Origin of the sequence: Desulfovibrio sp. (assembly GCF_018379785.1) — a bacterium.
Taxonomy (GTDB): domain Bacteria; phylum Desulfobacterota; class Desulfovibrionia; order Desulfovibrionales; family Desulfovibrionaceae; genus Desulfovibrio.
In genome coordinates this window covers 18,726-42,464 of sequence record NZ_JAGZUV010000022.1, presented here as the reverse complement: position 1 = coordinate 42,464, position 23,739 = coordinate 18,726, and the positions used below count along the sequence as shown (strand labels likewise).

Below are 23,739 nucleotides of genomic sequence, written 5' to 3'. Positions count from 1 at the left end.
TACGTTAGCCGAGGTTGCCGTTATGGTCTTTGTATCCATTATGACCCTGTTCGCCCTGGGACTCGCGGCTTCGGTCATCCTGGCCGTGGCTTCGCGTGTCTTTTACGTCAAAGAGGACCCCAGAGTGGAGGCCGTGGTGGAGGCCCTGCCCGGAGCCAACTGCGGCGGTTGCGGTTTTGCGGGCTGCGAGGGCTATGCCACGGCGGTGGTCAACGACCCTTCGGTGCCGGCGAACAAATGCTGCGCCGGCGGCGCGGCCACCAGCATCGCCGTAGGCGAGCTCACGGGCAAGACCGTGGCCGAGGCCGAGCCCCTGTATGCCTTGCGGCGTTGCGACAAGCTGGCCGGCAAGGTGGCTCCGCGCTACCAGTATCAGGGCATGCCTTCCTGCGCCGCAGCGGCTCTGATGCGCGGGGGCACGGATGTCTGCGTCTATTCCTGTCTGGGATTCGGCGATTGCGTGCAGGTCTGCCCCTTCGGGGCCATGGAAGTGCGCGACGGCCTGGTATGCGTGGACCGGAGCAAGTGTACGGGCTGCGGCGTGTGCGTGGCCGCCTGTCCGCGCGGCATTCTGGAGCTGACGCCCCAGCGGGGGCGCGTGGCGGTCTACTGCAACACCAGGGACAAGCTGCGCGCGGTCATGGATGTCTGCGACGTGGGCTGCATCAAGTGCGGCAAGTGTATCAAGACCTGTCCGGCCAAGGCCGTGCGCCTGGAGGACAACCGCATTGTCATTGACCATCTTCTCTGCCTTTCTTACGGCCCCATCTGCGAAGAGGCCTGCGTGAGCACCTGCCCGCGCCATATTCTGCGTTCCACCCGGAACCCCGTTGCGCTCCGGGCCGTTGCGGACGCGGACGACAAGGCCGCAAGGCCGCCCGCGCCCGAAACCGCCGCTTCGGACCAATCCCGGCCCCAACCCCAAGCCTGAGAGGGAGGCAGCATGCCGTCCATTTACAGTCGCCGTCACTTTCTGCGGGCCGCGCTGCTGAGCGGCGGGGTTTTCACCGCCGCTGCCCTGACGCCCGCCTTGCTGCCGCTGGCCGCCAGGGCCGGCGGGCTGTTGCCGGGCGGCGCGCCTGCGGAGCCGTTGCGGCAGACCAGCCTGTTCATGGGCACCATGGTCAGCATCAGCGTGGCTCAGGCCGAGCCGGGCCGGGCCGAGGAAGGCATGGCCCGGGCGTTCGCCCTGGGCCGCCGCATGGCGGACGTATTCACCCGTTTTGACGCCTCGTCGCCGGTGGGCGCGCTCAATGCTCACGGCGCGTTGCCCGACGCGCCGCCGGAGCTGAACGCGCTGCTGCAACGCGCCGCGCGCGTGGGCCGCCTGACGGGCGGCGCCTTTGATGTGACCGTACTGCCCCTGCTGCGCCTGTTGGACGCCCACCGCAACCCCACAGGCAGCCTGCGTCTGGCTGAAGGCGAGTTGCGCGAAGCCCTGGAACTGGTGGGCGCGGAACATCTGGAGGCGAGCGGCAAGGCTTTGCGCTTTGCGCGTTCCGGCATGGGGCTGACCCTGGACGGCATTGCCAAGGGCCATATTGCCGAAGCCATGTCGCGCGAACTCGCGGCCGCCGGTTGCCCGGATCACCTGGTCGATGCCGGCGGCGACATGGTGGCGCGCGGCCGCAAAGCTCCGGACGCGCCCTGGCGCGTGGCCGTGGAAGATCCGCAAAAGCGGGGCGAGTATCCCCAGGTGGTGGAGTTGCCCGCGGGCGGGGCCATTGCCACATCCGGCGGCTATGAGGTTTTTTACGACGCCGCGCAAAGCCACAGCCATCTGGTCAGCCCGGCCACCGGTCAGAGTCCGGCCTTGGCCGGCGTGACCGTGACCGCGCCCGATGGGCTCATGGCCGATGCCCTGGCCACGGCCCTGTCGGTCATGCCGCCGCGCGAAGCTCTGGCTCTGGCCGACGCCCTGCCCGGCTGCGCCTGCTGTCTGCTGCGCCGGGACGGGCTGGCGCAGGTGTCCGGTCGCTGGCAGGGGCGGGCGGCATAGAGGCTGTCCGAGGGCGCTTGCCCGACCCGTCCTTCCGAGTGTAAGAAAAGCGGGTGATGGATTGTTTTTTCTGCACCGTGCATGCGGCTTGGCCTTGGCTGCGCCAGACGGAAGACGGATCGGGCCGCATGGGGGACGTGCGCTTTGTCCTGGAGGACAAGGACGGCAGCGCTCCATGGCTGGTGGTCTTTGACGAGCCGCCCGCAGGCGCGGCCACCCGCGTTCCGCGTGGGCGGCGTGTGCTCTTCGTCACCGAGCCGCCGGAAATCAAGCGTTATCCGCGTTCCTACCTGGGCCAGTTCGGCACTGTCATTTCCCCCTACGCGTTCCGGGGCGTGGAGTCCCGCGCCCTGCTTCTGGAAAATCCCTGCCTGAACTGGCACTACGGGGTCGTCACGGGGCCCGATATGCCCGTATCTCCGGCCTTGCGCCGCCTCGGCGACATCAAAAACCTGCCCGTGCCGTCCAAGTCCAAAAAACTTTCAGTTATCTGCTCCACCAAAACAGCCACGGAAGCGCAACGACGGCGCATCCGTTTCGTCCAGCGCGTAAAAGCTATCCTGGGGGACGATCTGGATGTTTTCGGGCGGGGTTTTCGTCCCATGTCCGACAAGGCCACGGCTATCGCCCCGTATAAGTACCATCTGGTGCTGGAAAACAACTACATCGACAATTTCTGGACGGAAAAGCTGGCGGACGCCTGGATCGGCTGGGCGCTGCCCCTCTATCTGGGCGCGCCCAATCTGGCGACGGCCTGCGGCCTGCCGGATGGTTTTGTGGCGCTTGACCCGGACGACGAGGAGGGCAATCTGGCCCGCATCGCGCAATGCCTGGACCGCCCGCTCTGGGAAGAGCGGCGGGAGGCCCTTGCCCGCTGCCGTGCCTGGTGCCTGCAAGGCACCAATGCCTTTGCCAGGACGGCCGCGCTGATCCGCGACGCGCCGCCCGGCATCCAACGCCTGCCCATGTTGGCGCGGCCCGAAAGCCTGTACGGCACGGACCGGCAGGCCGTTGCCGCCTTGTACGGCCGCCGGGCCCGGACTTGAATCTTTGCTCCGGGCCGGGGAACACATTTTCCAGGGGAATTGAGCGTGCCGCAAATCACCGTCGCTATGCCCGCCCATAACGCCGCCCCGTATATCGGGGAGGCGCTGGATTCCATTCTGGGCCAGACCTGCCGGGATTTCGAGCTGCTGGTGGTGGACGACGGTTCCACGGATGATACCGCGCAACGCGTTGCGGACCGCGCGGACGCGCGCATCCGCCTGATCCGCCTGGAAACCAACCAGGGCCGGGCAGCGGCGCGCAATGTGGCGCTGGAGAACGCGCGCGGCGCGTATCTGGCCTGGATGGACGCCGACGACATCGCCGTGCCCCGGCGTCTGGAAAAGCAACTGGCCTTTCTGGAAAGCCACCCGGACGTGGCCGTGTGCGGCGGCTGGCTGCAATACTTTCACCAGTCCACGGCTCTGGAGCGCTTTCCCCGGACTCCGGAGGACATCCGCGCGGCCACGGTCTTCGGCACGTCCGTTGTCAACGGTTGCAGCCTGCTGCGCCTGGACGTGCCGCGCGCCCATGGTCTGCGCTATGATCCGGCCCTGGAACGCGCCGAGGATTTCGCCTTCTGGGGCGATCTGCTGCTGGGCGCGGGCCAGCGCGCCGCCAATCTGCCGGAAGTGCTGCTGCACTACCGCTATGTCCGTCGCCCCTTTGTGCCGCGTTGGCATGTGCGGGCTCTGCTGGGGCACGTCTTCCCCCATCTGGGCCTGGAGGCCGACGCCGCCGAGGCCGCCCTGCACGCGGGCCTGGTCTACGCTCCGCTTAAAACGCATTGCGCCCGCGCGGGCGCAATGCCGTTGCTGGCCTGGCTGGACAAGCTTTGGCGCGCCTGGGCCTTATCCTTTGGGGATGACCCGGCCATGCGGCGTTATCTTCTTTTTTTTGCGGGAAAAATCCTTTCCCTGGCTCCGGACAAGGAGGAGGCGGTCGCTTTTTTCCGCAGCCTGGACATAGCCGGGCTGACAAGAGATTGATGTTGCTTTCTTACAAGAAAAAACGGATGCGGTCCCGTAACAGCGGCTTTTACCGCGCCCCCTTGGGAAAGAGCACCACGCCGATGGTTTTGAAGATGATGTGAATATCCAGCAGAATGGACATGTTTTTGATGTAGTAGAGATCGTATTCCAGCTTGCGGCGGGCGTCCTCTTCGGACGCGCCGTAAGGATAGCAGACCTGAGCCCAGCCCGTGAGGCCCGGCTTCACCGTATGACGCAGGCTGTAGTAGGGAATGTCCTTCTTGAGTTGTTTGACGAAGGCCATGCGCTCGGGCCGGGGGCCGATGAAGCTCATGTCGCCCTTGAGGATATTCCAGATCTGGGGCAGCTCGTCGATGCGCACCTTGCGGATGAACTTGCCGAAGCGGGTCACCCGGTTGTCGTGGGCACTGGCCCAGACCGCGCCGTTCTTTTCCGCGTCCGCGCGCATGGAGCGGAATTTGTAGACCGTGAATTCCTTTTCGTACAGGCCCACGCGGTCCTGTCGGTAGATCACCGGGCCCGGCGATTCCAGGCGCACGATCAGGGCCGTGAGCAGCATGACGGGCGTGGCCGGAATCAGCAGCACCAGCGAGATCAGCACGTCCAGAGCCCGTTTCAGCCGCCGCAGCGAGCCGCGCGTGTTCAGGGAAAAGCCCTCGGTCTGCAGCAGCCATTCGTCGTTGATCTGGGAAAGAGGCAGGCGCTGCACCACGTGCTCGTAAAAAGTGCGGATGTCCACCACCATGCTGCCGCGCAGCTTGGCTTCCAGCAGATCGTGGGCGATGTCGTCGTCAATGGGCGCGTCGGGCAGCAGCAGGATCATGGTGGCCTGTTTTTCCCTGGCCACGTCCAGGGCCTTGAAGGGCGGCCCCAGGCAGGGACCCGCGTCCGGGCCCTGATCCCGCTCTCCCACATAACCGATGATGGTCGCCTGGGGCAGGCCTTCGGCCAGCAACTGGCGCACCTTGCCCGCGCGGTCCACGCCCACCAGCAGGATGCGCAGGGGGTGGGTCAGCTTGTCCGCATTGCGGTAGTAAAGCCAGCGCCAGCCCAGGCTGAAGGCCAGGGACAGGACAAAGAGCATCAGCAGGGTTTCGCGGTCGAAACGCCAGTGGTCGAAGGAGTAGGAAGCCGTGGCCGAGGAGATGATGCCCAGCACGCAGGCCACCAGCACCCGGCCCGAGGTTTCCCTGAAGTCTTCCCGGCCCACGCTGTAAGCGTCCAGAATGTAGAAAAAGAGCATGTAAAAAAAGACCGTGAACAGCGAAGCGCCGGTGTAGTCGTGAAACACGCTCAAATCCGGCGCGATGGTGGTCACCCCGGTGATGGTCAGCGCCAGCAGCAGGCAGAAGATGTCCAGAGCCTGCAAGAGCGCCATACGGTATGTACTGATCATTGCCCTTCCTTTATGCCCCGGCGGGCACATGCATGTCCCGCAGAATGCGGGCCGCCACTTTTTCGGCGTCGAATTCCCTGACGGCCAGCTCGCGCCCGGCCTCGCCCATGCGCGCGATAGTCTCCGGCGCGAGGAGAAAACTTTCCATGGCCCCGGCCAGGGCCTCGGGATCGCGCACGGGCGTCATGCGCCCGTTGACGCCGTCGCGCACCACTTCCCGGCAGCCGGGCACATCCGTGACCACGGCGGCGCGGCCCATGCTCATGCCTTCCATGATGGACGTGGGCGTGCCTTCCCGCCAGGAGGGCAGCACCAGCACGTGGGCGGCGGCCACATAGGGCCGCACGTCCCTGGTTTCGCCCAGATATTCGATGCCGTTCTCGCGCTCCCAGGTTCTGACCCGGTCAAGGCCGACGCTGCCCAGGCCCTGCTCCGGCGGACCCAGCAGCTGAAAGCGGGCTTCGGGGTAGCGGGCCTTGAGCAGGCGTGCCGCCTCGGCGTATTCCGGCAGGCCTTTGGCCTCCAGCAGACGGCCCACCAACAGAAAGACGACCGGTCCGCCGGGCGGCAACGGCGGCAGGGGCGCCTGCGCGAAACGCCGGATGTCCACGCCCGTGCCGCGCGCCGTGAGCACGCGCGCGCCGGGGCCCAGAATGCCCGACTCGCGGAAGATGCGGATATCGTCCTGATTCTGAAAAAAGACGCCTTCCGTGTTTTTGAGAGCCTGATGGTAGAGAAAGACGCTCAGACGGTTGACGCATTTCTTGAACAGGCTGTCGGCCTCAAAGGCGTAGCCCAGGCCGGTGATGGTGGCGTAGACGTGCGGCACGCGCGCGCGGCGCGCGGCCAGACAGCCGTAGATGACCGGCTTGATGGTCGAGGCGAAAAGCAGCTCCGGCTTCTCCGCCGTGAAAATGCGTTTGAGCTGGGCGAAAGAGCGCGCGTCATGCAGGGGGTTGAGGCCCTTGCGGTCCAGCTCGTAGTGGAGCACGCGCGCGTCCAGGGCTTCCAGCGCCGCGTCGGCCTCCGGGTCGCCGGGCGGCACGCAGCAGAACACCTCATGGCCGCCCTGATCCATTTGGCGGATCAGAACGCTCCAGAAATTGGACAAAGCCCTGGCCTGGTTGCCCAGGACAATGATTTTCATGCCTGTTTTCTCCCTTCCGCCGCGGCGGCGCACGGCCGCCGTACCGGAGCGGTCCCGGTATGGTCTTGCCTATAGCACCTGTGCCCTGCCCTGAAAAGAGGGCGGAGCGTGCGGAACGGCCCGCGTCTTTACAGGCCGCGCCGCGCGGAGTACAAGGAGAACGGCCCGCCGAGGCCGGCCGGCGCGGGTCCGGAGACGCGGCCGCCTTCATAATCAACCCTCAGAAAACGACAAAACAGGACGCAACCATGAGCGCGTATGCCGCCTTGTGCGAAACAATGACCGCCGCCCCCTCCCGTTGGCTGGTGACCGGCGTGGCGGGTTTCATCGGCTCCAATCTGCTGGAGCATCTTTTGAAAATGGGCCAGACCGTGGTGGGACTGGACAATTTTCTCACCGGCTATCAGAAAAACCTGGATATGGTCCGCGATCTGGTGGGGCCGGAGGCCTGGAAGCGTTTTACCTTCATTGAAGGCGACATCCGCGACCTGGACACCTGCCGCAAGGCCTGCGAGGGCGCGCGGCACGTGCTGCACGAGGCCGCCCTGGGTTCGGTGCCGCGTTCCATCGACGATCCCCTGCTCTCCAACAGCTGCAATATCGACGGCTTTCTGAACATGCTGGTGGCCGCGCGCGACGCCAAAGTGGAAAGTTTCGTCTACGCCGCGTCTTCCTCCACCTACGGCGATTCGCCGGAGCTGCCCAAGGTGGAAGACAAGATCGGCCGCCCGCTCTCGCCCTACGCCGTGACCAAGTACGTGGACGAGCTGTATGCCGATGTCTTTGCCCGCTGCTACGGTTTCACCAGCATCGGCCTGCGCTATTTCAACGTCTTCGGCCAGCGCCAGGACCCCTACGGCGCGTATGCGGCGGTAATCCCGCAATGGTTCGCCAGCCTGATCAAGGGCGAAACCGTGTACATCAACGGCGACGGCGAAACCAGCCGCGACTTCTGCTATATCGACAACGTGGTGCAGGCCAATCTGCTGGCGAGCCGCGCCCGCGCGGAAGCCCGCGACAAGATTTACAACGTGGCCTTCGGCCAGCGCACTACCCTGAACGAGCTTTTCCTGCTGATCCGGGAGGAAGTGGCCCGGCACCTGCCCGCCGCCGCCACGGCGGAAGCCGTGCACCGCGATTTCCGCGCGGGCGACGTGCGCCATTCGCTGGCGGACATCAGCCGGGCCGAAAAACTGCTGGGCTATGAGCCGCGCTACGACGTGCGCGAGGGCCTGCGTCTGGCCGGGGACTGGTACGCGGCCAATCTGTAGAGCGGATTCGGTTTGAAATTGCATATAATTAAGGCCTTTTTCCTCAAACGCTCATTGTTTCCGTCGGTCGCAACGGCGCAGTCCTGATTCCCGGCCGTGCTGTTCTTACCTGCATGTTGCGTTGCAGCGGCAGGTAAGGCACACGGCTTTGCCGTGACCGGCTCGGGCAATCAGGACTGCGCCGACGGCTGACGCGCGGCACAGCGCTGTTTCGTCCCGCGTTCAGGCGCGCCCGTCAGCTCCGGCCGGAAGGAAGATAAAGAAGGTTGGCATGCGGCAGACTCTGACCCTGCTCTGGCAAACGGGCATCCTGGCTGCTTTCGCCTGGGCGGCGGACTGGCTGGCGCGGACGTGCGACCTGCCCATCCCCGGCAATGTGCTGGGCATCGTCGTGCTTTTTCTCCTGCTCTGCACGGGCGTGGTCAAGGAGAGCTGCATCAGCGAGGCCGCCAATTTTCTGCTCAAGCACCTGGTGTTCTTCTTTGTGCCCATCGCGGTGGGGCTCATGAACTGGGGCGGCGTCTTTTACGACTACGGCTGGGTTCTGCTGGCGGCCATTGTGATCAGCACGGCCCTGCCTCTGCTTGTGGTGGGCTGGCTGGCCGGAGCTCTGCGCCGCCGCCCGGAAAAAGGAGCGGAGCCGTGTGGTCAGTGACGACGCTGCTCTGCGTGGCGGGCACGGTCTTTGTCTACGCGGTCGTGCGTCGTCTGTACCTGCGTTACAAGCATCCGCTGATCAATGTGGTGGGGCTCAGCGCCGCCGTAGTGATCAGCGCGCTGCTGCTTCTCGACGTGCCCTACGCGGCTTATGAACCGGCCAGGAAGATCATGACCGCACTCATCGGGGCCGCCACGGTCAGCCTTGCCCTGCCGTTGTACCGTTACAGGAAGTTGCTGCTGCGCCACGCCGTGGCCATCATTGTCAGTGTGGGCGCCGGGGCTTTTGTCGCCATGTTTTCCGCCGGGCTCATCGCCCAGAGCGGCGGCCTGCCGCGTGAAGTGGTCATGTCCATCCTCTCCAAAGGAGTTTCCATTCCCTTTGCCGTGGAGGTCGCCAAAATCTACGACGGGATTCCTTCCCTGGCAGCCGCCTTTGTGGTGGCTACGGGTACTCTGGGCTCGCTGCTGGGCGTCTGGACCCTGAATCTTGCGCGCGTCAATTCCCCTTTTGCCCGCGGGCTGACCCTGGGCACCATTTCCCATGCCCAGGGAACGGCGGCGGCCCTGCAGGAAGGCGAGGAGGCGGGCGCCATGGCCGGCCTGGCCATGATTCTGGCGGGCATCCTCACCGCCGCCTTCGCGCCGCCGGTGGTCTGGCTGTTGCGTGCCGTCGCCTGAACCCGGAACGCACATTCTCCATACTTTGCGGAGAAAAAATGCCGCGGCCGCGTTTCTCTCTTTTCTTTCTCACCGCGCTGCTTCCGGCAGTGCCGCTCGCGGCGATGCCGGACCGGCGGCCATTATGTGCTTAAACGCCTCAAGAATGCGGACGCCGCGCTTACGCCCGACATGCTGGAGCGCATGCGGCGTCTCGGCCGGGGCATGCTGGGCCGGGACTATGACCGGCAGTTCCGCTGGTCCGACACGAAACTGTACTGCTCGGAACCGGTCTGGAAACTCTACCGACGCGGCGCGGGAGTCACCCTCTGCAAGCCGCAGCAATTCAGGGATGTTAATCCGGCACGGCCCGTCCTGGCCGGAGAGGCCGCCCGCCGCTACGGGAAAAACATGCCGCCGCCGGGCGAGCCCGTGGTCACGCCCGCGGCCCTGTTTGACAGCCCCCTGCTGCGCACGGTGCGGGAGGAATAGGCGAACCTGAAAAAGCATGTTTGCGTTGCGGCGTCCGGGCGGGAAGGCGCTTATGCTCCAACGCTTTTGTTCCTCCGGCGTTACCGTCAGTTTCCCCCTACCACAAAGGCATGGGGGTAGAGGGCCCTGAACAGGTCCAGCATCTGCTGCGCGCCGTTGGAATCCTGCCAGGGACCCACCTGCACGTTCCACATGTTGTTGCTGCCGAACTGCAGGCGGCCCTTGTGCCCGGACCGGGTCAGGATATTGATCAGCTTGTAGGCGTTGTTCTTGTCGGCAAAGGCTCCCACCTGCACATAGAAGGGGCCGCTTATGTCGCCGTTCTCCCGCAGTTGGGGAATGCCGCCCAGGCTCTGGACGCGCACTCTGGCCGTGCCCGTGCCCATCATGTTCAGGCGCGTGGCCGCGCTGCGCGAGAGATCGATGACCCGGTCGTCCACAAAGGGGCCCCGGTCGTTGACCCGCACAATGATGGAACGGCCGTTGCCCAGATGGGTGACGCGCACCTTGGTGCCCAGGGGCAGGATTTTGTGGGCCGCTGTCATGGCGTACTGATTGTAGCGCTCGCCGTTAGCGGTTTTTTTGCCGTGAAAGCCCGGCCCGTACCAGGAGGCCGTGCCCACTTCCACAAAGCCGTGGGCGGATTTGAGGGGATAATAGGTCTTGCCGCGCACGGTGTAGGGCTTGCTGCCCGGCACGCCGCCCTTGCGCCAGGAGCGCGAGCCGCAGCCGGACAACAGGGCCGCGCAGAGCAGGAGTGCCAGGCAGACCCGCAGCGCGCGAAAGGCCTTGTTCATGCGGCGGGCTCCGGCTCGGCCAGGCAGCGCGGCGGGCCGTTCTGAACGCAGGCCGCGCACAGCGCCGTGTCGGCTTCTCCGGCGGAGCCGTTTTCCAGCCCGCGCAGCAGATCCCGGCTTTCGTCATTGAGCAGATTCCGTTCCCGCGCCCGCCGGAGCAGGGTCATGGCCGGCTCGTGCCGTCCCGACTCCAGAAAATCCCGGGCGGCCAGCAGGTAGAGGCGCGCGGGTTCGCCGTCGTACAGGGCCGTGAGCAGGTCCGGATAGAGCGGGCCGAAAACCTCGCGGGCCAGGGGCTCCTCGCAGGCCAGCCAGCGGGCCAGGCGGCAGTTGCGGCCCTCGGCCGTCAGATAGCGGGTGAGCAGGAAAAGCCCGTGCGACAGGACGTGGATGATGCGCTCCAGCTCGCGCGCCGAACTTTCGGCGGTCTGCGCGGCCAGGGCGCTCAAGGGGCCGTAGAGTTCGCCGGTCACCGCCGGGTGACGGCCCAGCTGGGCCAGGCGGTTGGCGTAATGCTGACCCTGGAAGGCGTCTTCCTTGAGTTTGGCGCACTCGTGAAAAGCGTAACCCACGCACCAGTCGATGAGGGCCTCCACCGGGCTCTGCACGGCGGTGCCGTCGGGATGGGGGCTGGCCGCGTACTGCCAGAGCACGATGCCCCGGCTTTCCGCCGGAACCTCCGTAGCTGCCGCCGCCGTGCGTGCCGTATTGCGGAACAGGTGGTGGGCCGTATCCTTGAGCCGCCAGAACACGCCCTTGCGCATGGCCTCGCCCAGCAGGTCGCGCAGGGCGGAATAGGAGACCGCGCCGTCGCGCTCGAAGCGCCGCCGCTGGTCGGACAGCAGCCTGAAGACCATGCAGTAGTCGCGCACCAGGTCGCGCACGAAAAAGGCTCTGTTGGCCAGCAGCCAGCGTTCGCTCACGCCTCGTCCTCCCGCAGGAGCGTCCTGGCAACGGCCAGATCGTAGAGCTTGAGCGGGTCGGCTTCCCGGTTGCGTTCCTCTTTGTACAAGCGGGCCGCGTTTTGCACCACGTTCAGGCTGAGCCAGGGGTGGCGCTCCCAGACTTCGGGATGGTCCGCCTGCCAGAGCCGGAATTCCACTTCGCCGTCCCGGCCGCGCCGCACGTAAACCCGGGCTCGGCTGTTGCCCGCCTGGGGGTGGTAATATAAGCCGCGTTCGTCTTTCATGGCTGTCGTTATCCTTTACGATGGAAAATAACGCGTCTGCATCCTACGCGTAAAGCGTCGCCTTGGCAAAGGCGGCGCATGCCCCCGGCGGGGCCGGAAGCGGCGCTGTGAAAATGTGGTCAATGTTCGACTCCGCCGGTTGTCATCAGGGGAAAAATGCGATATGCAACGAAAAGACCGCGTTGCGGCCCGAGGGGCCGAGGCTTTGGCTCGCCCGCTCGTTCGTGATCCCTTGGGGCGTTCCGCTTTTGCGGAGCGGGCGCTGCGGCGGCTTTGCGGGAAGTTGCCGGCGGCACCGGGGCGGGATGCGCTCCCGCCGCGCATCGGCACACGCGCAGAAGTCCGTTTTGCGATGCTCCGGGATCGGCGCACCTGAACGGCATGTCACGCGATGGCGTGATACAACCAAACCATGTGGAGGTATGGCAATGGCGAAATATGCAACCCCCAAGTTGGACGAGCTTGAAAGCGGCCCCTGGCCGAGCTTTGTGTCCGACATCAAACAGGAAGCGGCCGCGCGGGCCAAAAATCCCAAGGGTCTTGACTATCAGATCCCGGCGGACTGCCCCGAAGACTTGCTGGGCGTGCTGGAGCTTTCCTACAACGACAAGGAAACCCACTGGAAACACGGCGGCATCGTGGGCGTGTTCGGTTACGGCGGCGGCGTTATCGGCCGGTACTGCGACCAGCCCGAAAAGTTCCCCGGCGTGGCCCACTTCCACACCATGCGTGTGGCCCAGCCCGCGGGCAAATACTATGACACCAAGTTCCTGCGCGACCTGTGCGACATCTGGGATCTGCGCGGTTCCGGCCTGACCAACATGCACGGTTCCACGGGCGACATCGTGCTGCTGGGCACCCAGACCGTCCAGCTGGAAGAAGTCTTCCACGAACTGACCCACAAGATGAACGTGGACCTCGGCGGTTCCGGTTCCAATCTGCGCACGCCTGAAGCCTGCCTCGGACAGTCCCGCTGTGAGTACGCCTGCTACAATACGCAGGATATGTGCTATCAGCTGACCATGGACTACCAGGACGAGCTGCACCGTCCGGCTTTCCCCTACAAGTTCAAGTTCAAGTTCGACGGCTGCCCCAACGGCTGCGTCTGCGCCATGGCCCGTTCCGACTTCGCGGTGGTGGGCACCTGGAAGGACGACATCAAGATCGACCAGGAAAAGGTCAAAGCCTATGTGGCCGGCGAAATCAAGCCCAACGCGGGCGCGCATGCCGGGCGCGACTGGGGCAAGTTCGACATCCAGAAGGAAGTCGTTGACCGCTGCCCCAGCCACTGCATGAAGTGGGACGGTTCCAAGCTCTCCATCAAGACCGCCGACTGCGTGCGCTGCATGCACTGCATCAACACCATGCCCCAGGCCCTGCACATCGGCGACGAGCGCGGCGCCAGCATTCTGGTGGGCGCCAAGGCCCCGGTGGTGGACGGCGCGCAGATGGGCTCGCTGCTTGTTCCCTTCATCTCCTGTGAAGCCCCCTATGACGATGTCAAAGAAGTCATCGAAAAGATCTGGGATTGGTGGATGGAAGAAGGCAAAAACCGCGAGCGCGTGGGCGAAACCATGAAGCGCCTCTCCTTCCAGAAGCTGCTGGAAGTCACCGACACGCCGGCCATGCCGTGCCAGGTGAAAGCGCCGCGTGCCAATCCCTTCATCTTCTTCAAGGAAGAGGAAGTGCCCGGCGGCTGGAATCGCGATCTCGCCGAATTCCGTAAACGCCATCAACGCTAGTATAAGGGGGAAACGAACATGGCTTTTATTTCTACCGGGTACAATCCCCAGAAACCGATGGAAGGCCGTATCTCCGATATCGGCCCTCATAAGTACGACGACTATTTCCCGCCGATGATCAAAAAGAACTTCGGCAAGTGGCTCTATCATGAAATTCTGGAGCCCGGCGTACTGATGCACGTGGCCGAAAGCGGCGACAAGGTCTACACCGTGCGTGTTGGCGGCGCCCGCACCATGTCCATCACCCACATCCGTGAGCTGTGCGACATCGCCGACAAGTATTGCGGCGGCTATCTGCGCTGGACCACCCGTAACAACATCGAATTCATGGTGGACGACGAAGCCACCATGAAGACCCTGCGCGACGACCTGAACTCCCGCAAGTTCCCCGGCGGCTCCTTCAAGTTCCCCGTGGGCGGCACGGGCGCCTGCGTCTGCAACATGATCCACACCCAGGGCTGGGTGCACTGCCATACCCCCGCCACCGACGCTTCCGGCCCGGTGAAATGCGTGATGGACGCCCTGTTCGACGAGTTCGATCACATGCGTATGCCCGCGCCCGTGCGCGTGTCCCTGGCCTGCTGCATCAACATGTGCGGCGCCGTGCACTGCTCGGACATCGGCCTGGTGGGCATCCACCGCAAACCGCCCATGATCGACCACGAATGGGCCGACCAGCTCTGCGAAATTCCGCTGGCCGTGGCCGCCTGCCCGACGGCCGCCGTGCGTCCCACCAAGGTGGAGCACAACGGCGAGAAGGTGAATTCCATCGCCATCAAGGAAGACCGTTGCATGTACTGCGGCAACTGCTACACCATGTGCCCGGCCCTGCCCATCGCTGACAGCGAGGGTGACGGCATCGCCATCATGGTGGGCGGCAAGGTTTCCAACCGCATCTCCATGCCCAAGTTCTCCAAGGTGGTCGTGGGCTACATCCCCAACGAACCGCCGCGCTGGCCCAGCCTGACCAAGACCGTGAAGCACATTGTCGAAGTCTACGCGGCCAACGCCGAAAAATACGAACGTCTGGGCGAATGGGCCGAGCGCATCGGCTGGGAAAGTTTCTTCAAGCTGACCGGCCTTGAGTTCACCCATCACCTTATCGACGACTTCCGCGATTCCGCCTATTACACTTGGCGTCAAAGCACCCAGTTCAAGTTCTAGGCAGTTTGCTTAACCCCGGCGGCGCGTTGCCGCGCCGCCGGGCCAGGAGAACGCTCATGGCTGACGATAAAGAGATTGTTGTTGAATTTCTGAAAAGCAAATCCGCGGCCAAGTCCAAGTTCTACTTCAAGGACTTTCTGGAACTCTTCCCGGACAAGGGCCCCCGCGACGTGAAGAAAATCCTCACCAAGCTGATCAATGAGGAAGTGCTGGAATTCTGGTCCTCCGGTTCCACCAGCATGTACGGCCTGAAAGGTGCGGGGAAGCAGTCGCACGCCGAGGGCGAAGACTAGCCCATTTGGCCTTTTTTGTCGCTGGCAGCGTCAAATTTCACGGCGTGCCTCGGTTCTATGGGCGGCTTTTCGGCCGTTGCAACGTAGCGTTGCGGCCAAAGGCAGCACTGCCGCAGTCGATGATTCGTCTGAGCAAGAGCTGTCCTATCTATTGCCGTTCACGGCAACAGCGTATATGCGCCGTCAGCGTGCCGCTTATTTTTCTTGCCAGCGGCAAAAAACTCAAATGGCGCAACCTCTTTTGCGCAAGATCTGCCGCAACGTCTGTTGTGGCATTTCTTGTTTCGGCCCTGGTTCGCCTGAAGCCTTTGTTTCAGTGGCGGAGGAACGCGCAACTTAGGGTATTGTCGATGCACCCTGCCGTTGGCACGTTATTTTGTGCATGACATGGTTTGAGGGCAATCGGCCCGGTCAGGAATCCAGGAGGTGATCATGGCGCTTTCCTTTTCCTTGAATGCCGGGGAGCAGGCTTTTCTGGCCCGGCTGGCCCGTTTGTCCATTGAAAGCGCGCTGGCGGACAAGGCCATGGCCCAGCCGCCGAAACCGCCGGAGAAAGGCGACGCGGTGGAGGAGAGCGTCGGCGCATTGCGCCGTCCGCTGGGTTCTTTTGTAACCATCACCCGGAACGGGCAGCTGCGCGGCTGCATCGGCACCATTGTGGGCCGCGAGCCCCTTTACCTCAATCTCTGGCGCATGGCCCGCGCCGCCGCCTTTGAAGATCCGCGTTTCCCGCCGCTGACCCTCCGGGAGTGGGCTGGAGCGGCCCTGCACATTTCCGTGCTGGACGAACTCACGCCTTGCCCGGATCCGGAAGCCATTGAAGTCGGGCGGCACGGTCTGGCCCTGCAATACCTGGGGCACAGCGGCGTTTTTCTGCCTCAGGTGCCGGTGGAGCAAGGCTGGGATCGCCCGACCTACCTGGAGCATCTTTGCGCCAAGGCGGGCCTGCCGGGCGGCAGCTGGCGCGCGCCCGGCGCGCGTTTGTTCTGGTATGAAGCTTTGGTTTTCGATGCCTGAGGATGAGCCGCGTCCGCCCCGTTTTGCCCTTGCCCCCGGCTTGCCATGCGCCCGCGCCGGGGGTATGCTAATTCCATTCTCAGGGCGGGGTGCAAGTCCCCACCGGCGGTGATGCGGCCGCGCCATGTGTGCGCCGCCAGCCCGCGAGCGCCTTCCGTGAAGGGTCAGCAGATCCGGTGTGATTCCGGAGCCGACGGTAACAGTCCGGATGGAAGAGAATGGTCAAGCATGTCGCGTGGGTGAGCAAGCATGCCGCCTTGGAATCGGAAAACACGGTCTTTCCTTTGTCTTCGGCGTAGGCGTCAGCTTGTGTTGCCGCCGGGCAATGCCGCCTGTTCCGGGCGGAATTCTTTGCCCAGTGGTGTTCCTTTTTCGCGCGCGACGTCCCGCCACGCCCTGATGCACCATCTCCCGGCCTTTAACGGCCGGACAAGGAGCATGTCATGCATCAGACCCAATCCCCCCTTGCGTTGCTCGGTTCTTCCACGGAGCGGATGCGCCGTGCCCTGGATGCAGTGCGCGCCGGTCAAGGCGTCTGCATCGTGGACGATGAGGACCGCGAAAACGAAGGCGATCTGATTTTTCCGGCCCAATTCCTCACCGTGCCGCAGATGGCTCTGCTGATCCGCCATTGCAGCGGCATCGTCTGCCTCTGTCTGACTGACGAGCGCATCCGCCGTCTGCATCTGCCCATGATGGCGGAGGTCAACACCAATTTGCAGGGCACGGCCTTTACCGTGTCCATTGAGGCGGCCGAGGGTGTGACCACCGGCGTTTCCGCCGCGGATCGCGTGGCCACGGTACAAGCCGCCATCAGGCCAGACGCCCGGCCGGAAGATCTGCGCCGCCCCGGCCATGTTTTTCCGTTGCGTGCGCGGCCCGGCGGCGTTCTGGAGCGTCGCGGCCATACCGAAGCCACGGTGGACCTCATGGCGCTGGCCGATCTTGAGCCCTGCGGGGTGCTTTGCGAACTGACCAATGAGGACGGCAGCATGGCCCGTCTGCCGCAGGTGGCGGCCTTTGCCCGTGCGCACGCCATGCCGCTGCTCAGCGTGGAGGATATCGCGTCCTGGCGGCAGGCTCTGGCCGGGGAAAAAGCGCGTTCTGCGGGTCGGGTGGCGTAAACGTCATTGGATCAGCACTGAATTAAACGTCGGGAGGCGGCCCTACGGCCGCCTCCTGTCCGCGTACAGGCGCGGAAATGATCTCTTCGAACGCGCGGACCTGTGCCGTCCGCCGAAGCGTCATTTTATTTTGGTAAAGCCCTGGCTTTCCAACCAAGTATACAGTTTTTTATGCGTCCAATGGCTGATAACGCCGTCGGCGCATTTTTCCTTGAGAAGTTCACGAACTTTTTGTTGTTCCAGATATAAGGACGCAACATAATTGATCTCGTGGTCCTGGCCGCAATTAAAAAGGGCGTTGTCGCTGGGCATGGCGCACCTCCCATTTTTCTTTACGATTTACCTAAAAATGCATTTTGTCAATATAGAGTGAACTAATTGGTTCTACAACATTTTGCGTTTGAAATGTTATACATTTCAAACTCTACGCCATCAGCGTGCTGCGGAAAAAATGCAGCTTCTCCTTGCACTTGGACGCTGGTGCCCGCTCACGCGGTCACCAGCGTAATTCACATTTAAGATGAGTGAATTATTCTGGCGACATTGATCCGGTATAAAAAAGGAACCCCCGTCATAGCCGGGGGTTCTTCATATGCGCCTGTAAGGCTTTCTTACCAGCTGCGCCCTAGCAGGTGCTCTTGCGATCTGACATTTGCATTTCTGCTACTTGCGGCCCGTAAACGGGCTTCCTGGATATGGTAAGCTCAACTGATCCCCAAGTTTATCCGACTCCAACTGATGCTTGATGTCGTCCTGAATCTTGGCCTTATTCTTGCCCACTGTATCGACGTAACACCCACTGCACCCAAATTATCGATTGCGGTATTTGAATTTCAAATCCCCAAATTGTTCATAGATCATGAGGCTACTCTTACCTTTAAGATAGCTCATAAAACTCGACACACTCATTTTGGGGGGAATCTCAAGCAACATGTGGATCTGGTCAGGACAGCACTCTGCCTCCACTATTTTTACATCTTTCCATTCACACAGTTTTCGCAGAATTTCGCCAAGCGCTCGTCTCTTTTCACCATAGAACACTTGACGGCGATATATGGGCGCAAAAACAGTGTTCGCAGCATATTTGAGATTATTGTTTCAGTGTTTTTAAACGAGCCTCTGCCGTCGGAATGGCGTCGCGATCAAAAATTAGAATAATTGTATCATCCACAATGCCGATAGACCCCTGATGTGGAAAAGCTTGCTTGTCGCGCGCAAAATGTAGAGCTTTTTCCATAAGATCCGGCCGCTTCTGGATTTCTTCATTAAGCCTGTCTCCCAGTTTGAGATATTTGGAGAGCAGCCAAAGCTCAAAGCCGGGATTCCAGGCTTGAGATATTGTTCGAGAAGACAGGGGCGTCAAAGGGCCAACCCGAGGGGTATCTTGGAGGTAAGACTTGGTACGGCCCAGTTGAACAAGATTGTATGTTTTGTCAGGGTCGAAATTCGGCAGGCTTTCTATGCGCCCAATGACACGATTGAGCACCGCCAGATCATGCTCTGTGGAGCGCACATGACGGATTTGTTGGTCCAGACAGTTGACGGCCATGCACGGCAGTAACAAAATAAAAAGCAAAAGACCGGCATTGCGTATGGGCGTTTTGCTGTCGGCAAGCAATGTCAGAAGGAAAAAACTGTATACATAGCTGAGACCCATCGCCAGAAAACGGTAAAGGTACCAATTGCTGTTGTTGCTGACCAGAAATTGCGACTTGGCGGCTACCGGGAAGAGCGCAATGGCCACTATGAGAATGGAAACTTTCAGGAGCTGGCGTTGCGTCACATGCACCGCCCTGCTCAGCATGGCTGCCGCGCCTCTCGCCAGAGCGCAAAGTAGAAGGATTTTAAGCCATAGAGACATAAAACCCTGCGGCACGACAAGATGTAGCCAGGATTGACGCGCCAGCTCCCAAAGGCGTTGAGGTAGATCGCTGAATGCAATCGTCTGAAATTGATACAATTCCAGTGATAAGCCTAACAGAGGATAAAGGCGAAGACTTATGGCATAGAGCAGGCAAGCCGCCATAAGGCAGAGCAAAGTCGGGCAGAGCGCCTTACACAAAACATATAGCGCGCTCAAATTGCCGTCCCATTCCAGAAGTTTGATCAGAACTAGGCCCCAGAAGCAGGTGGTCCAGGTCATAATGGAAGACTGGTAGCTGGCCAATGCACATGTCGCCAGGACGACGGCCAGAGCATAGCTGAGCAGGCGATGCCTTCCGGGTTTCAGGCTGGCGTGTAGGGCGAGGACCATAAAGAGTTGTGAAGCTGTAAAGGCCAGCGCCATGTAGTGATAATAGTAAAAATCCGTCACTGCCGGCATGCAGGAAATCACAATGCCGCCGACGAACAGAAGCCATGCCTTGGCCTTGGGTCGCCAGAGCAGAACCGCGCCCATACCCGCAGTAATCTGTGTGGCAAAAGCCAGAAGCTGGGTATAGACAGGAACTTGTACATGGCCGCTCAGCAGATGTAGAAAGGGGGTAAACCAACGGCCAGCTCGGCCTCCGCTCAGAAGAGGGATGCCGTCTTCATAACCTACATCGTGATCGCCAAGAGGAAATTGAGCAAAATCAAAGAAATAGACGAGGATATTGACCAGCATTGCCGCGGTAAAGGCTTTTTTCCAATCGGGGGAATGCGCTGCCACAACCTAAGCAAGTCTTCGCGCCAATCGGATCTTATCAGGTAGCTCTCTCTCATTCAGACCTCTTCTTTTCATAACTAAGTGTCAGCGAAAACGTTTGGGTCTTGCCTCCAAACTCAGTCCTGCGGCGCCAGGCGCCAAGCCAGGCGTGTATAGCGCTTGCGCGTCTTGTTGTTTTTGACGGCCAGATGCAGGGCCCGGGATTCGCCTACCAGCACCACCAGCTTTTTGCCGCGCGTCACGCCGGTATAGATCAGGTTGCGCTGCAGCAGCACGTAATGCTGCATCATGATGGGAATGACCACGGCCGGGTATTCCGATCCCTGGGACTTATGGATGGAAATGGCGTAGGCCGGGGCCAGCTCGTCCAGTTCCTCAAAGTCGTAAGGCACCACACGCTCATCAAAGCTGACGCTCAGGGTGCGTTCCTTGGAGTCCAGAAAGACGATGCGGCCCATGTCGCCGTTAAAGACATCTTTCTCGTAATTGTTGCGCACCTGCATGACCTTGTCGTGCAGACGGAAGGCCCGGTCGCCGCGCCGCACCTCCAGGCCGTTGGGGTTGAGCGCTTCCTGCAGACAAGTGTTCATCCGGCCCGCGCCCACGGCGCCCTTGTGCATGGGCGTGAGCACCTGGATGTCGTCCACCGGGTCCAGGCCGAAACGGCGCGGGATGTGATTTTTGACCAGATCCACCATCAGGTCGGCCGCCTTTTCCGGATCGTTCTGATGGATGAAATAAAAATCCGACAGCCGTTCCTTGCTGGATTCCAGGCGTGGAACCTCGCCGTGATTGATGAGGTGCGCGTTGCAGATGATTTCGCTCTCGGCGGACTGGCGGAAAATTTCGGTCAGCTCCACCACCGGCAACACGCCCGAGGAAATGATGTCCGACAGCACATTGCCCGGTCCTACCGAGGGCAGCTGGTAGACGTCGCCCACCAGCACCAGGGTCGCGCCCAGCGGCACGGCCTTGAGCAGATGGTAGAAGAGCAGAGTGTCCATCATGGAGGCTTCATCCACCACCAGCAGGCCGCAGGCCAGAGGGTTGTCCTCGTTGCGGGCGAAGCCGTCCTCCTTGGGGCTGTACTCCAGCAGGCGGTGGATGGTGCGCGCCTCGCGGCCCGAGGTCTCGGCCATGCGTTTTGCGGCCCGGCCCGTGGGCGCGGCCAGCAGGATGCGCGCCCGCACTTCACCGAACAATTTGATGATCGCGTTGATGATGGTGGTCTTGCCCGTGCCCGGCCCGCCGGTGAGCACCATGACCTTGCTGCGCGCCGCCGTGCGCACGGCTTCCAGCTGTTCCGGAGCCAGGGCGATGGGCAGTTCGGCCGTGACCTTGTCCACCAGCGCGTCAGGATGTTCAAAGCGCACGGCCTTGGGCGAGTGCAGCAGGCGCTGGAGATAAAAAGCGGTTTTGGATTCGCAATGATGATAGCGGCGCAGGTAGACGCCCACTTCCACGCCGTCCCCGGCATCAAAGTCGCCCGCGCCGTCCTGACCTTCGGAATCGTCGGGCGCGTCCATGACCTCGCGTACCAGGCGCTCGTCCTGTTCCAGGGCGGCAATGGCGTCCCGGGCCTGTTCCGGCTCCACGTTCAACTGTGCGCAGACGTCCCGCACCAGCTTGTGCTCGGGCAGGTAGACGTTGCCGTCGTCCGTGGCCTTTTGCAGGATGTAGAGCGTGCCCGCCTGGATGCGCAGCGGATTGTCCGCTTCAAAGCCCAGCTTGGCGGCGGCCGCGTCGGCGGTCACAAAGCCGATGCCGTGAATGTCCATGGCCAGACGGTAGGGGTTTTCGCGCACCACGTTGAGGGCCTGGCTGCCGTAGGCCCGGTAGATGCGCACGGCATAGGCCGGAGTGATGCCGTGGGGCTGCAAAAAAAGCAGCAGATCGCGCATGCCCCGGTGCTCGGCCCAGGAGTCGCGGATGCGGCCCAGGCTTTTGCGGCCCAGGCCGCGCACTTTGAGCAGGCGCTCCGGTTCCTCGTCCAGCACGCGGATGGTGTCCGTGCCGAAGGCTTCCACAATGCGCCCGGCCAGTTCCTCGCCCACGCCCTTGATCAGGCCCGAGGCCAGATAGAGGCGGATGCCCTCGCTGGTGGCGGGCAGCACTTCCTCGGCGGTGTTGAATTCCACCTGGCGGCCGAAACGGACGTTGTTCACCCAGCGCCCGGCCACCTTGAGCTGGACCCCGGCCTGCGGGTCCACCATGTGCCCCACGCAGGACACGGGATCGCGGCTGACGGTACGCGGCGGCGCGCCCGTTACCTTGGCCTCGCCGGTCAGCCCCTTGTCGGGCAACAGGCGAAGGACAGTGTAGCCGTTTTCTTCATTGTGGAAGATCACGCGCTCCACCGTGCCGGTGAGTTCCACGGCGTCGGGATCGCGCAGCAGGGGCAGATCGGCCATCAGTCCTCCGCCTCGTCCGGCTTGGCCGCCTTGCGGCGGCGCGACCACCAGAACCAGTCGCGCTGCTCCGGCGGCAGATGCGGATCGCGGGCCTGCGCCACGGCGCAACAAAAAAGATCGTACTGGCAGACGTCCACGCTGACGCCCTTCAGGCGGCAAAGGCGCTCGTAGAGTTCGCGCGGGTCGCAGGCGGCCAGAGCCGCAACGCTGCCCACGCCCAACAGGCGAAAGTCCGCCAGCGCTGCCTTGCCCACGGATTTCAGCTCCGCCAGGGCGCGCCCATCCGTTGCGGCGCACGGACTCACAGGCCGTGCTCCATGCGGCTTTGCAGCAGCAGGGCGTCGGCCAGGGCCAGGGCGGTCATGGCTGAAAGCACGGGCACAATGCGCGGAATGGCGGAGAGGTCGTGGCGGCCCCCGATACGCACTGTGGCGGCGCGCCCTGCCGTGTCCACGGTATGCTGCTCGCGCGCGATGGAGGCGATGGGCTTGACGGCCGCGCGCAGTACGATGTCCTGCCCGCTGGAAATGCCCCCCAAGATGCCCCCGGCGTGATTGGAGGCGAAACGCGCGGATTCAACGGCGCCGTCGGCGCCGGGCAGCAGGGGATCATTGTTCTGTGAGCCGCGCAGGCGGGCCGCCGCGAAGCCTTCGCCCACTTCCACGCCCTTGACCGCGCCCACGCTCATGACGGCATGAGCCAGCACCGCCTCCAGCTTGTCGAAGACCGGTTCGCCCAGTCCGGCGGGCACGCCGCGGGCCATAATCTGCACAATGCCGCCCAGGGTGTCCCCGGCCTTGCGGGCCTCGGCCACGGCCGCGTCCCAAAGGACCGGGGCGGCGTCCGAAGCCGCGAAATACGGGCGGCCCAGGGCCTTGTCCAGATCCACGTCCGTGGCGGGCACGGCAATGCCGCCCAACTCCACGCAGGCCGCCAGAACGGCCACGCCCCGGCGGGCCAGGATTTTCTTGGCGATCACGCCCCCGGCCACGCGCGCGGCTGTTTCCCGGCCCGAGGAGCGTCCGCCGCCGCGATGATCGCGGATGCCGTTGTATTTCTGAAAATAGCTCCAGTCCGCATGGCCGGGCCGGAAGATTTCGGCCAGATTGCCGTAGTCGCGTGAGCGCTGGTCTTCATTGGCGATATAAAAGGCAATGGGCGTGCCTGTCGTACGGCCTTCGAACACGCCGGAAAGCAGGCGCACGCGGTCCGCCTCCTTGCGTTTGGTGGCCGTGGGGCCCTGGCCGGGCTTGCGCAGGTCCAGCTCGGCCTGAATGTCCGCCTCGCACAGCTCCAGGCCCGCAGGACAGCCGTCCAGCACGCCGCCCAGACCGGGCCCGTGGGATTCGCCGAACGTGGTCAGGCGCAGAACGCGCCCGAAAGTGTTGCCCGCCATGGTTACGCCCCGTCCGCGATCGTGCCGGTGAAGGTGACCGGGAAGAGAACGGGAAGAGAGCGGAACGCGAAGAGGCTTGGGGAATTGTGCTGGCTCATGGGGCTCCTTGGGCTGGCGTTGCGGTGGAGGGCCCGTCCGCAAGCGGTCCGGGTTCGCAGTATATGAAAGGCTCCGGCCACTGGCAAGGCTCGGGTATTCCACGCGCAGGGCAGACGCATCTAATTCCAGCCTTTGTAGACCTCTTATTTGCCGTGATAATCCGTCAAAACCAGCCTTTTATGCGCTGGCTGCGTCATCTGGC

At 62.9% G+C, this 23,739-nt stretch carries 23 protein-coding genes, 1 pseudogene and 1 riboswitch; of the genes and pseudogenes, 13 read left to right on the top strand and 11 right to left on the bottom strand.

The features are described 5' to 3' along the window. Positions 1 to 22 precede the first annotated feature (22 nt). From rnfB to KH208_RS06690, 4 genes are read left to right on the top strand one after another with little or no spacing between them, the layout of a single operon-like run. Positions 23 to 931, top strand: coding sequence for an RnfABCDGE type electron transport complex subunit B (gene rnfB / locus KH208_RS06705; RefSeq protein ID WP_291434935.1), 909 nt, complete (start codon positions 23 to 25; stop codon positions 929 to 931). 12 nt (positions 932 to 943) lie between these two features. After that, a complete protein-coding gene (locus tag KH208_RS06700; protein WP_291434932.1) occupies positions 944 to 1,999 on the top strand; it encodes an FAD:protein FMN transferase in 1,056 nt (351 codons plus the stop codon). 56 nt (positions 2,000 to 2,055) lie between these two features. After that, complete coding sequence (locus tag KH208_RS06695; protein ID WP_291434930.1) at positions 2,056 to 3,045, top strand: glycosyltransferase family 10; 990 nt, start codon at positions 2,056 to 2,058, stop codon at positions 3,043 to 3,045. 45 nt (positions 3,046 to 3,090) lie between these two features. Further along, positions 3,091 to 4,032 (top strand): glycosyltransferase family A protein, encoded by a 942-nt coding sequence (locus KH208_RS06690; protein ID WP_291434928.1) that lies wholly within the window; start codon positions 3,091 to 3,093, stop codon positions 4,030 to 4,032. A 49-nt stretch (positions 4,033 to 4,081) separates the two neighbouring features. On the opposite strand, the gene KH208_RS06685 is transcribed toward KH208_RS06690, so the two are convergent. Further along, on the bottom strand, positions 4,082 to 5,431 hold the full coding sequence (locus KH208_RS06685) for a sugar transferase (RefSeq protein WP_291434926.1): 1,350 nt from the start codon (positions 5,429 to 5,431) through the stop codon (positions 4,082 to 4,084). Positions 5,432 to 5,441: 10 nt separating this feature from the next. Then, entirely contained in the window at positions 5,442 to 6,578 is a 1,137-nt protein-coding gene (locus KH208_RS06680) for a glycosyltransferase family 4 protein (RefSeq protein ID WP_291434924.1), read from the bottom strand. Positions 6,579 to 6,826: 248 nt separating this feature from the next. Between KH208_RS06680 and KH208_RS06675 the strand changes: the two genes are divergently transcribed. From KH208_RS06675 to KH208_RS06660, 4 genes are all read left to right on the top strand, one after another. Then, positions 6,827 to 7,849, top strand: a complete 1,023-nt coding sequence (locus KH208_RS06675) for an SDR family oxidoreductase (RefSeq protein ID WP_062254244.1) — start codon at positions 6,827 to 6,829, stop codon at positions 7,847 to 7,849. 271 nt (positions 7,850 to 8,120) lie between these two features. Continuing rightward, positions 8,121 to 8,504: a CidA/LrgA family protein gene (locus KH208_RS06670; RefSeq protein WP_291434921.1), complete on the top strand. Its 384-nt coding sequence runs from the start codon at positions 8,121 to 8,123 to the stop codon at positions 8,502 to 8,504. After that, positions 8,492 to 9,187 (top strand): LrgB family protein, encoded by a 696-nt coding sequence (locus KH208_RS06665; protein ID WP_291434919.1) that lies wholly within the window; start codon positions 8,492 to 8,494, stop codon positions 9,185 to 9,187. The genes KH208_RS06670 and KH208_RS06665 overlap by 13 nt, the downstream gene beginning before the upstream one ends. Before the next feature lie 126 nt (positions 9,188 to 9,313). After that, positions 9,314 to 9,658, top strand: a complete 345-nt coding sequence (locus tag KH208_RS06660) for a YiiX/YebB-like N1pC/P60 family cysteine hydrolase (protein ID WP_291434917.1) — start codon at positions 9,314 to 9,316, stop codon at positions 9,656 to 9,658. An 86-nt stretch (positions 9,659 to 9,744) separates the two neighbouring features. Here the strand turns inward: KH208_RS06660 and KH208_RS06655 are convergent, their stop codons facing one another. From KH208_RS06655 to KH208_RS06645, 3 genes are read right to left on the bottom strand one after another with little or no spacing between them, the layout of a single operon-like run. Beyond that, positions 9,745 to 10,455: a septal ring lytic transglycosylase RlpA family protein gene (locus KH208_RS06655; protein ID WP_291434915.1), complete on the bottom strand. Its 711-nt coding sequence runs from the start codon at positions 10,453 to 10,455 to the stop codon at positions 9,745 to 9,747. Next, positions 10,452 to 11,378 (bottom strand): hypothetical protein, encoded by a 927-nt coding sequence (locus KH208_RS06650; RefSeq protein WP_291434913.1) that lies wholly within the window; start codon positions 11,376 to 11,378, stop codon positions 10,452 to 10,454. Before KH208_RS06650 ends, KH208_RS06655 begins: the two co-directional genes overlap by 4 nt. Beyond that, complete coding sequence (locus KH208_RS06645) at positions 11,375 to 11,644, bottom strand: hypothetical protein (protein WP_291434911.1); 270 nt, start codon at positions 11,642 to 11,644, stop codon at positions 11,375 to 11,377. Before KH208_RS06645 ends, KH208_RS06650 begins: the two co-directional genes overlap by 4 nt. A 428-nt stretch (positions 11,645 to 12,072) precedes the next feature. Between KH208_RS06645 and dsrA the strand changes: the two genes are divergently transcribed. From dsrA to ribB, 5 genes are all read left to right on the top strand, one after another. Next, positions 12,073 to 13,386: a dissimilatory-type sulfite reductase subunit alpha gene (dsrA, locus tag KH208_RS06640; RefSeq protein ID WP_291434909.1), complete on the top strand. Its 1,314-nt coding sequence runs from the start codon at positions 12,073 to 12,075 to the stop codon at positions 13,384 to 13,386. Positions 13,387 to 13,404: 18 nt separating this feature from the next. Further along, a complete protein-coding gene (dsrB, locus tag KH208_RS06635; protein WP_291434907.1) occupies positions 13,405 to 14,550 on the top strand; it encodes a dissimilatory-type sulfite reductase subunit beta in 1,146 nt (381 codons plus the stop codon). A 56-nt stretch (positions 14,551 to 14,606) separates the two neighbouring features. Further along, positions 14,607 to 14,843, top strand: coding sequence for a dissimilatory sulfite reductase D family protein (locus KH208_RS06630; RefSeq protein ID WP_291434905.1), 237 nt, complete (start codon positions 14,607 to 14,609; stop codon positions 14,841 to 14,843). Between the two features lie 432 nt (positions 14,844 to 15,275). Continuing rightward, positions 15,276 to 15,860, top strand: a complete 585-nt coding sequence (gene amrA / locus KH208_RS06625) for an AmmeMemoRadiSam system protein A (protein ID WP_291434903.1) — start codon at positions 15,276 to 15,278, stop codon at positions 15,858 to 15,860. A 71-nt stretch (positions 15,861 to 15,931) separates the two neighbouring features. Continuing rightward, positions 15,932 to 16,084: riboswitch (FMN riboswitch) on the top strand. A gap of 219 nt (positions 16,085 to 16,303) precedes the next feature. Then, positions 16,304 to 16,984: a 3,4-dihydroxy-2-butanone-4-phosphate synthase gene (gene ribB / locus KH208_RS06620; RefSeq protein WP_291434901.1), complete on the top strand. Its 681-nt coding sequence runs from the start codon at positions 16,304 to 16,306 to the stop codon at positions 16,982 to 16,984. Between the two features lie 120 nt (positions 16,985 to 17,104). On the opposite strand, the gene KH208_RS06615 is transcribed toward ribB, so the two are convergent. From KH208_RS06615 to aroC, 6 genes and pseudogenes are all read right to left on the bottom strand, one after another. Next, complete coding sequence (locus KH208_RS06615; RefSeq protein ID WP_291434899.1) at positions 17,105 to 17,296, bottom strand: hypothetical protein; 192 nt, start codon at positions 17,294 to 17,296, stop codon at positions 17,105 to 17,107. A 351-nt stretch (positions 17,297 to 17,647) separates the two neighbouring features. Beyond that, a pseudogene (tnpA, locus tag KH208_RS06610) lies at positions 17,648 to 18,076 on the bottom strand (IS200/IS605 family transposase); the annotation flags it as partial. Further along, positions 18,075 to 19,589, bottom strand: a complete 1,515-nt coding sequence (locus KH208_RS06605; RefSeq protein WP_291434973.1) for a glucosyltransferase domain-containing protein — start codon at positions 19,587 to 19,589, stop codon at positions 18,075 to 18,077. The gene KH208_RS06605 and the pseudogene tnpA, both read right to left, overlap by 2 nt. A gap of 158 nt (positions 19,590 to 19,747) precedes the next feature. Beyond that, positions 19,748 to 22,042, bottom strand: coding sequence for an ATP-dependent RecD-like DNA helicase (locus tag KH208_RS06600; protein ID WP_291434897.1), 2,295 nt, complete (start codon positions 22,040 to 22,042; stop codon positions 19,748 to 19,750). After that, positions 22,042 to 22,347, bottom strand: coding sequence for a helix-hairpin-helix domain-containing protein (locus KH208_RS06595; RefSeq protein ID WP_291434895.1), 306 nt, complete (start codon positions 22,345 to 22,347; stop codon positions 22,042 to 22,044). Before KH208_RS06595 ends, KH208_RS06600 begins: the two co-directional genes overlap by 1 nt. Then, complete coding sequence (gene aroC, locus KH208_RS06590) at positions 22,344 to 23,438, bottom strand: chorismate synthase (protein WP_291434893.1); 1,095 nt, start codon at positions 23,436 to 23,438, stop codon at positions 22,344 to 22,346. The genes KH208_RS06595 and aroC overlap by 4 nt, the downstream gene beginning before the upstream one ends. Between the last annotated feature and the right edge of the window lie 301 nt (positions 23,439 to 23,739).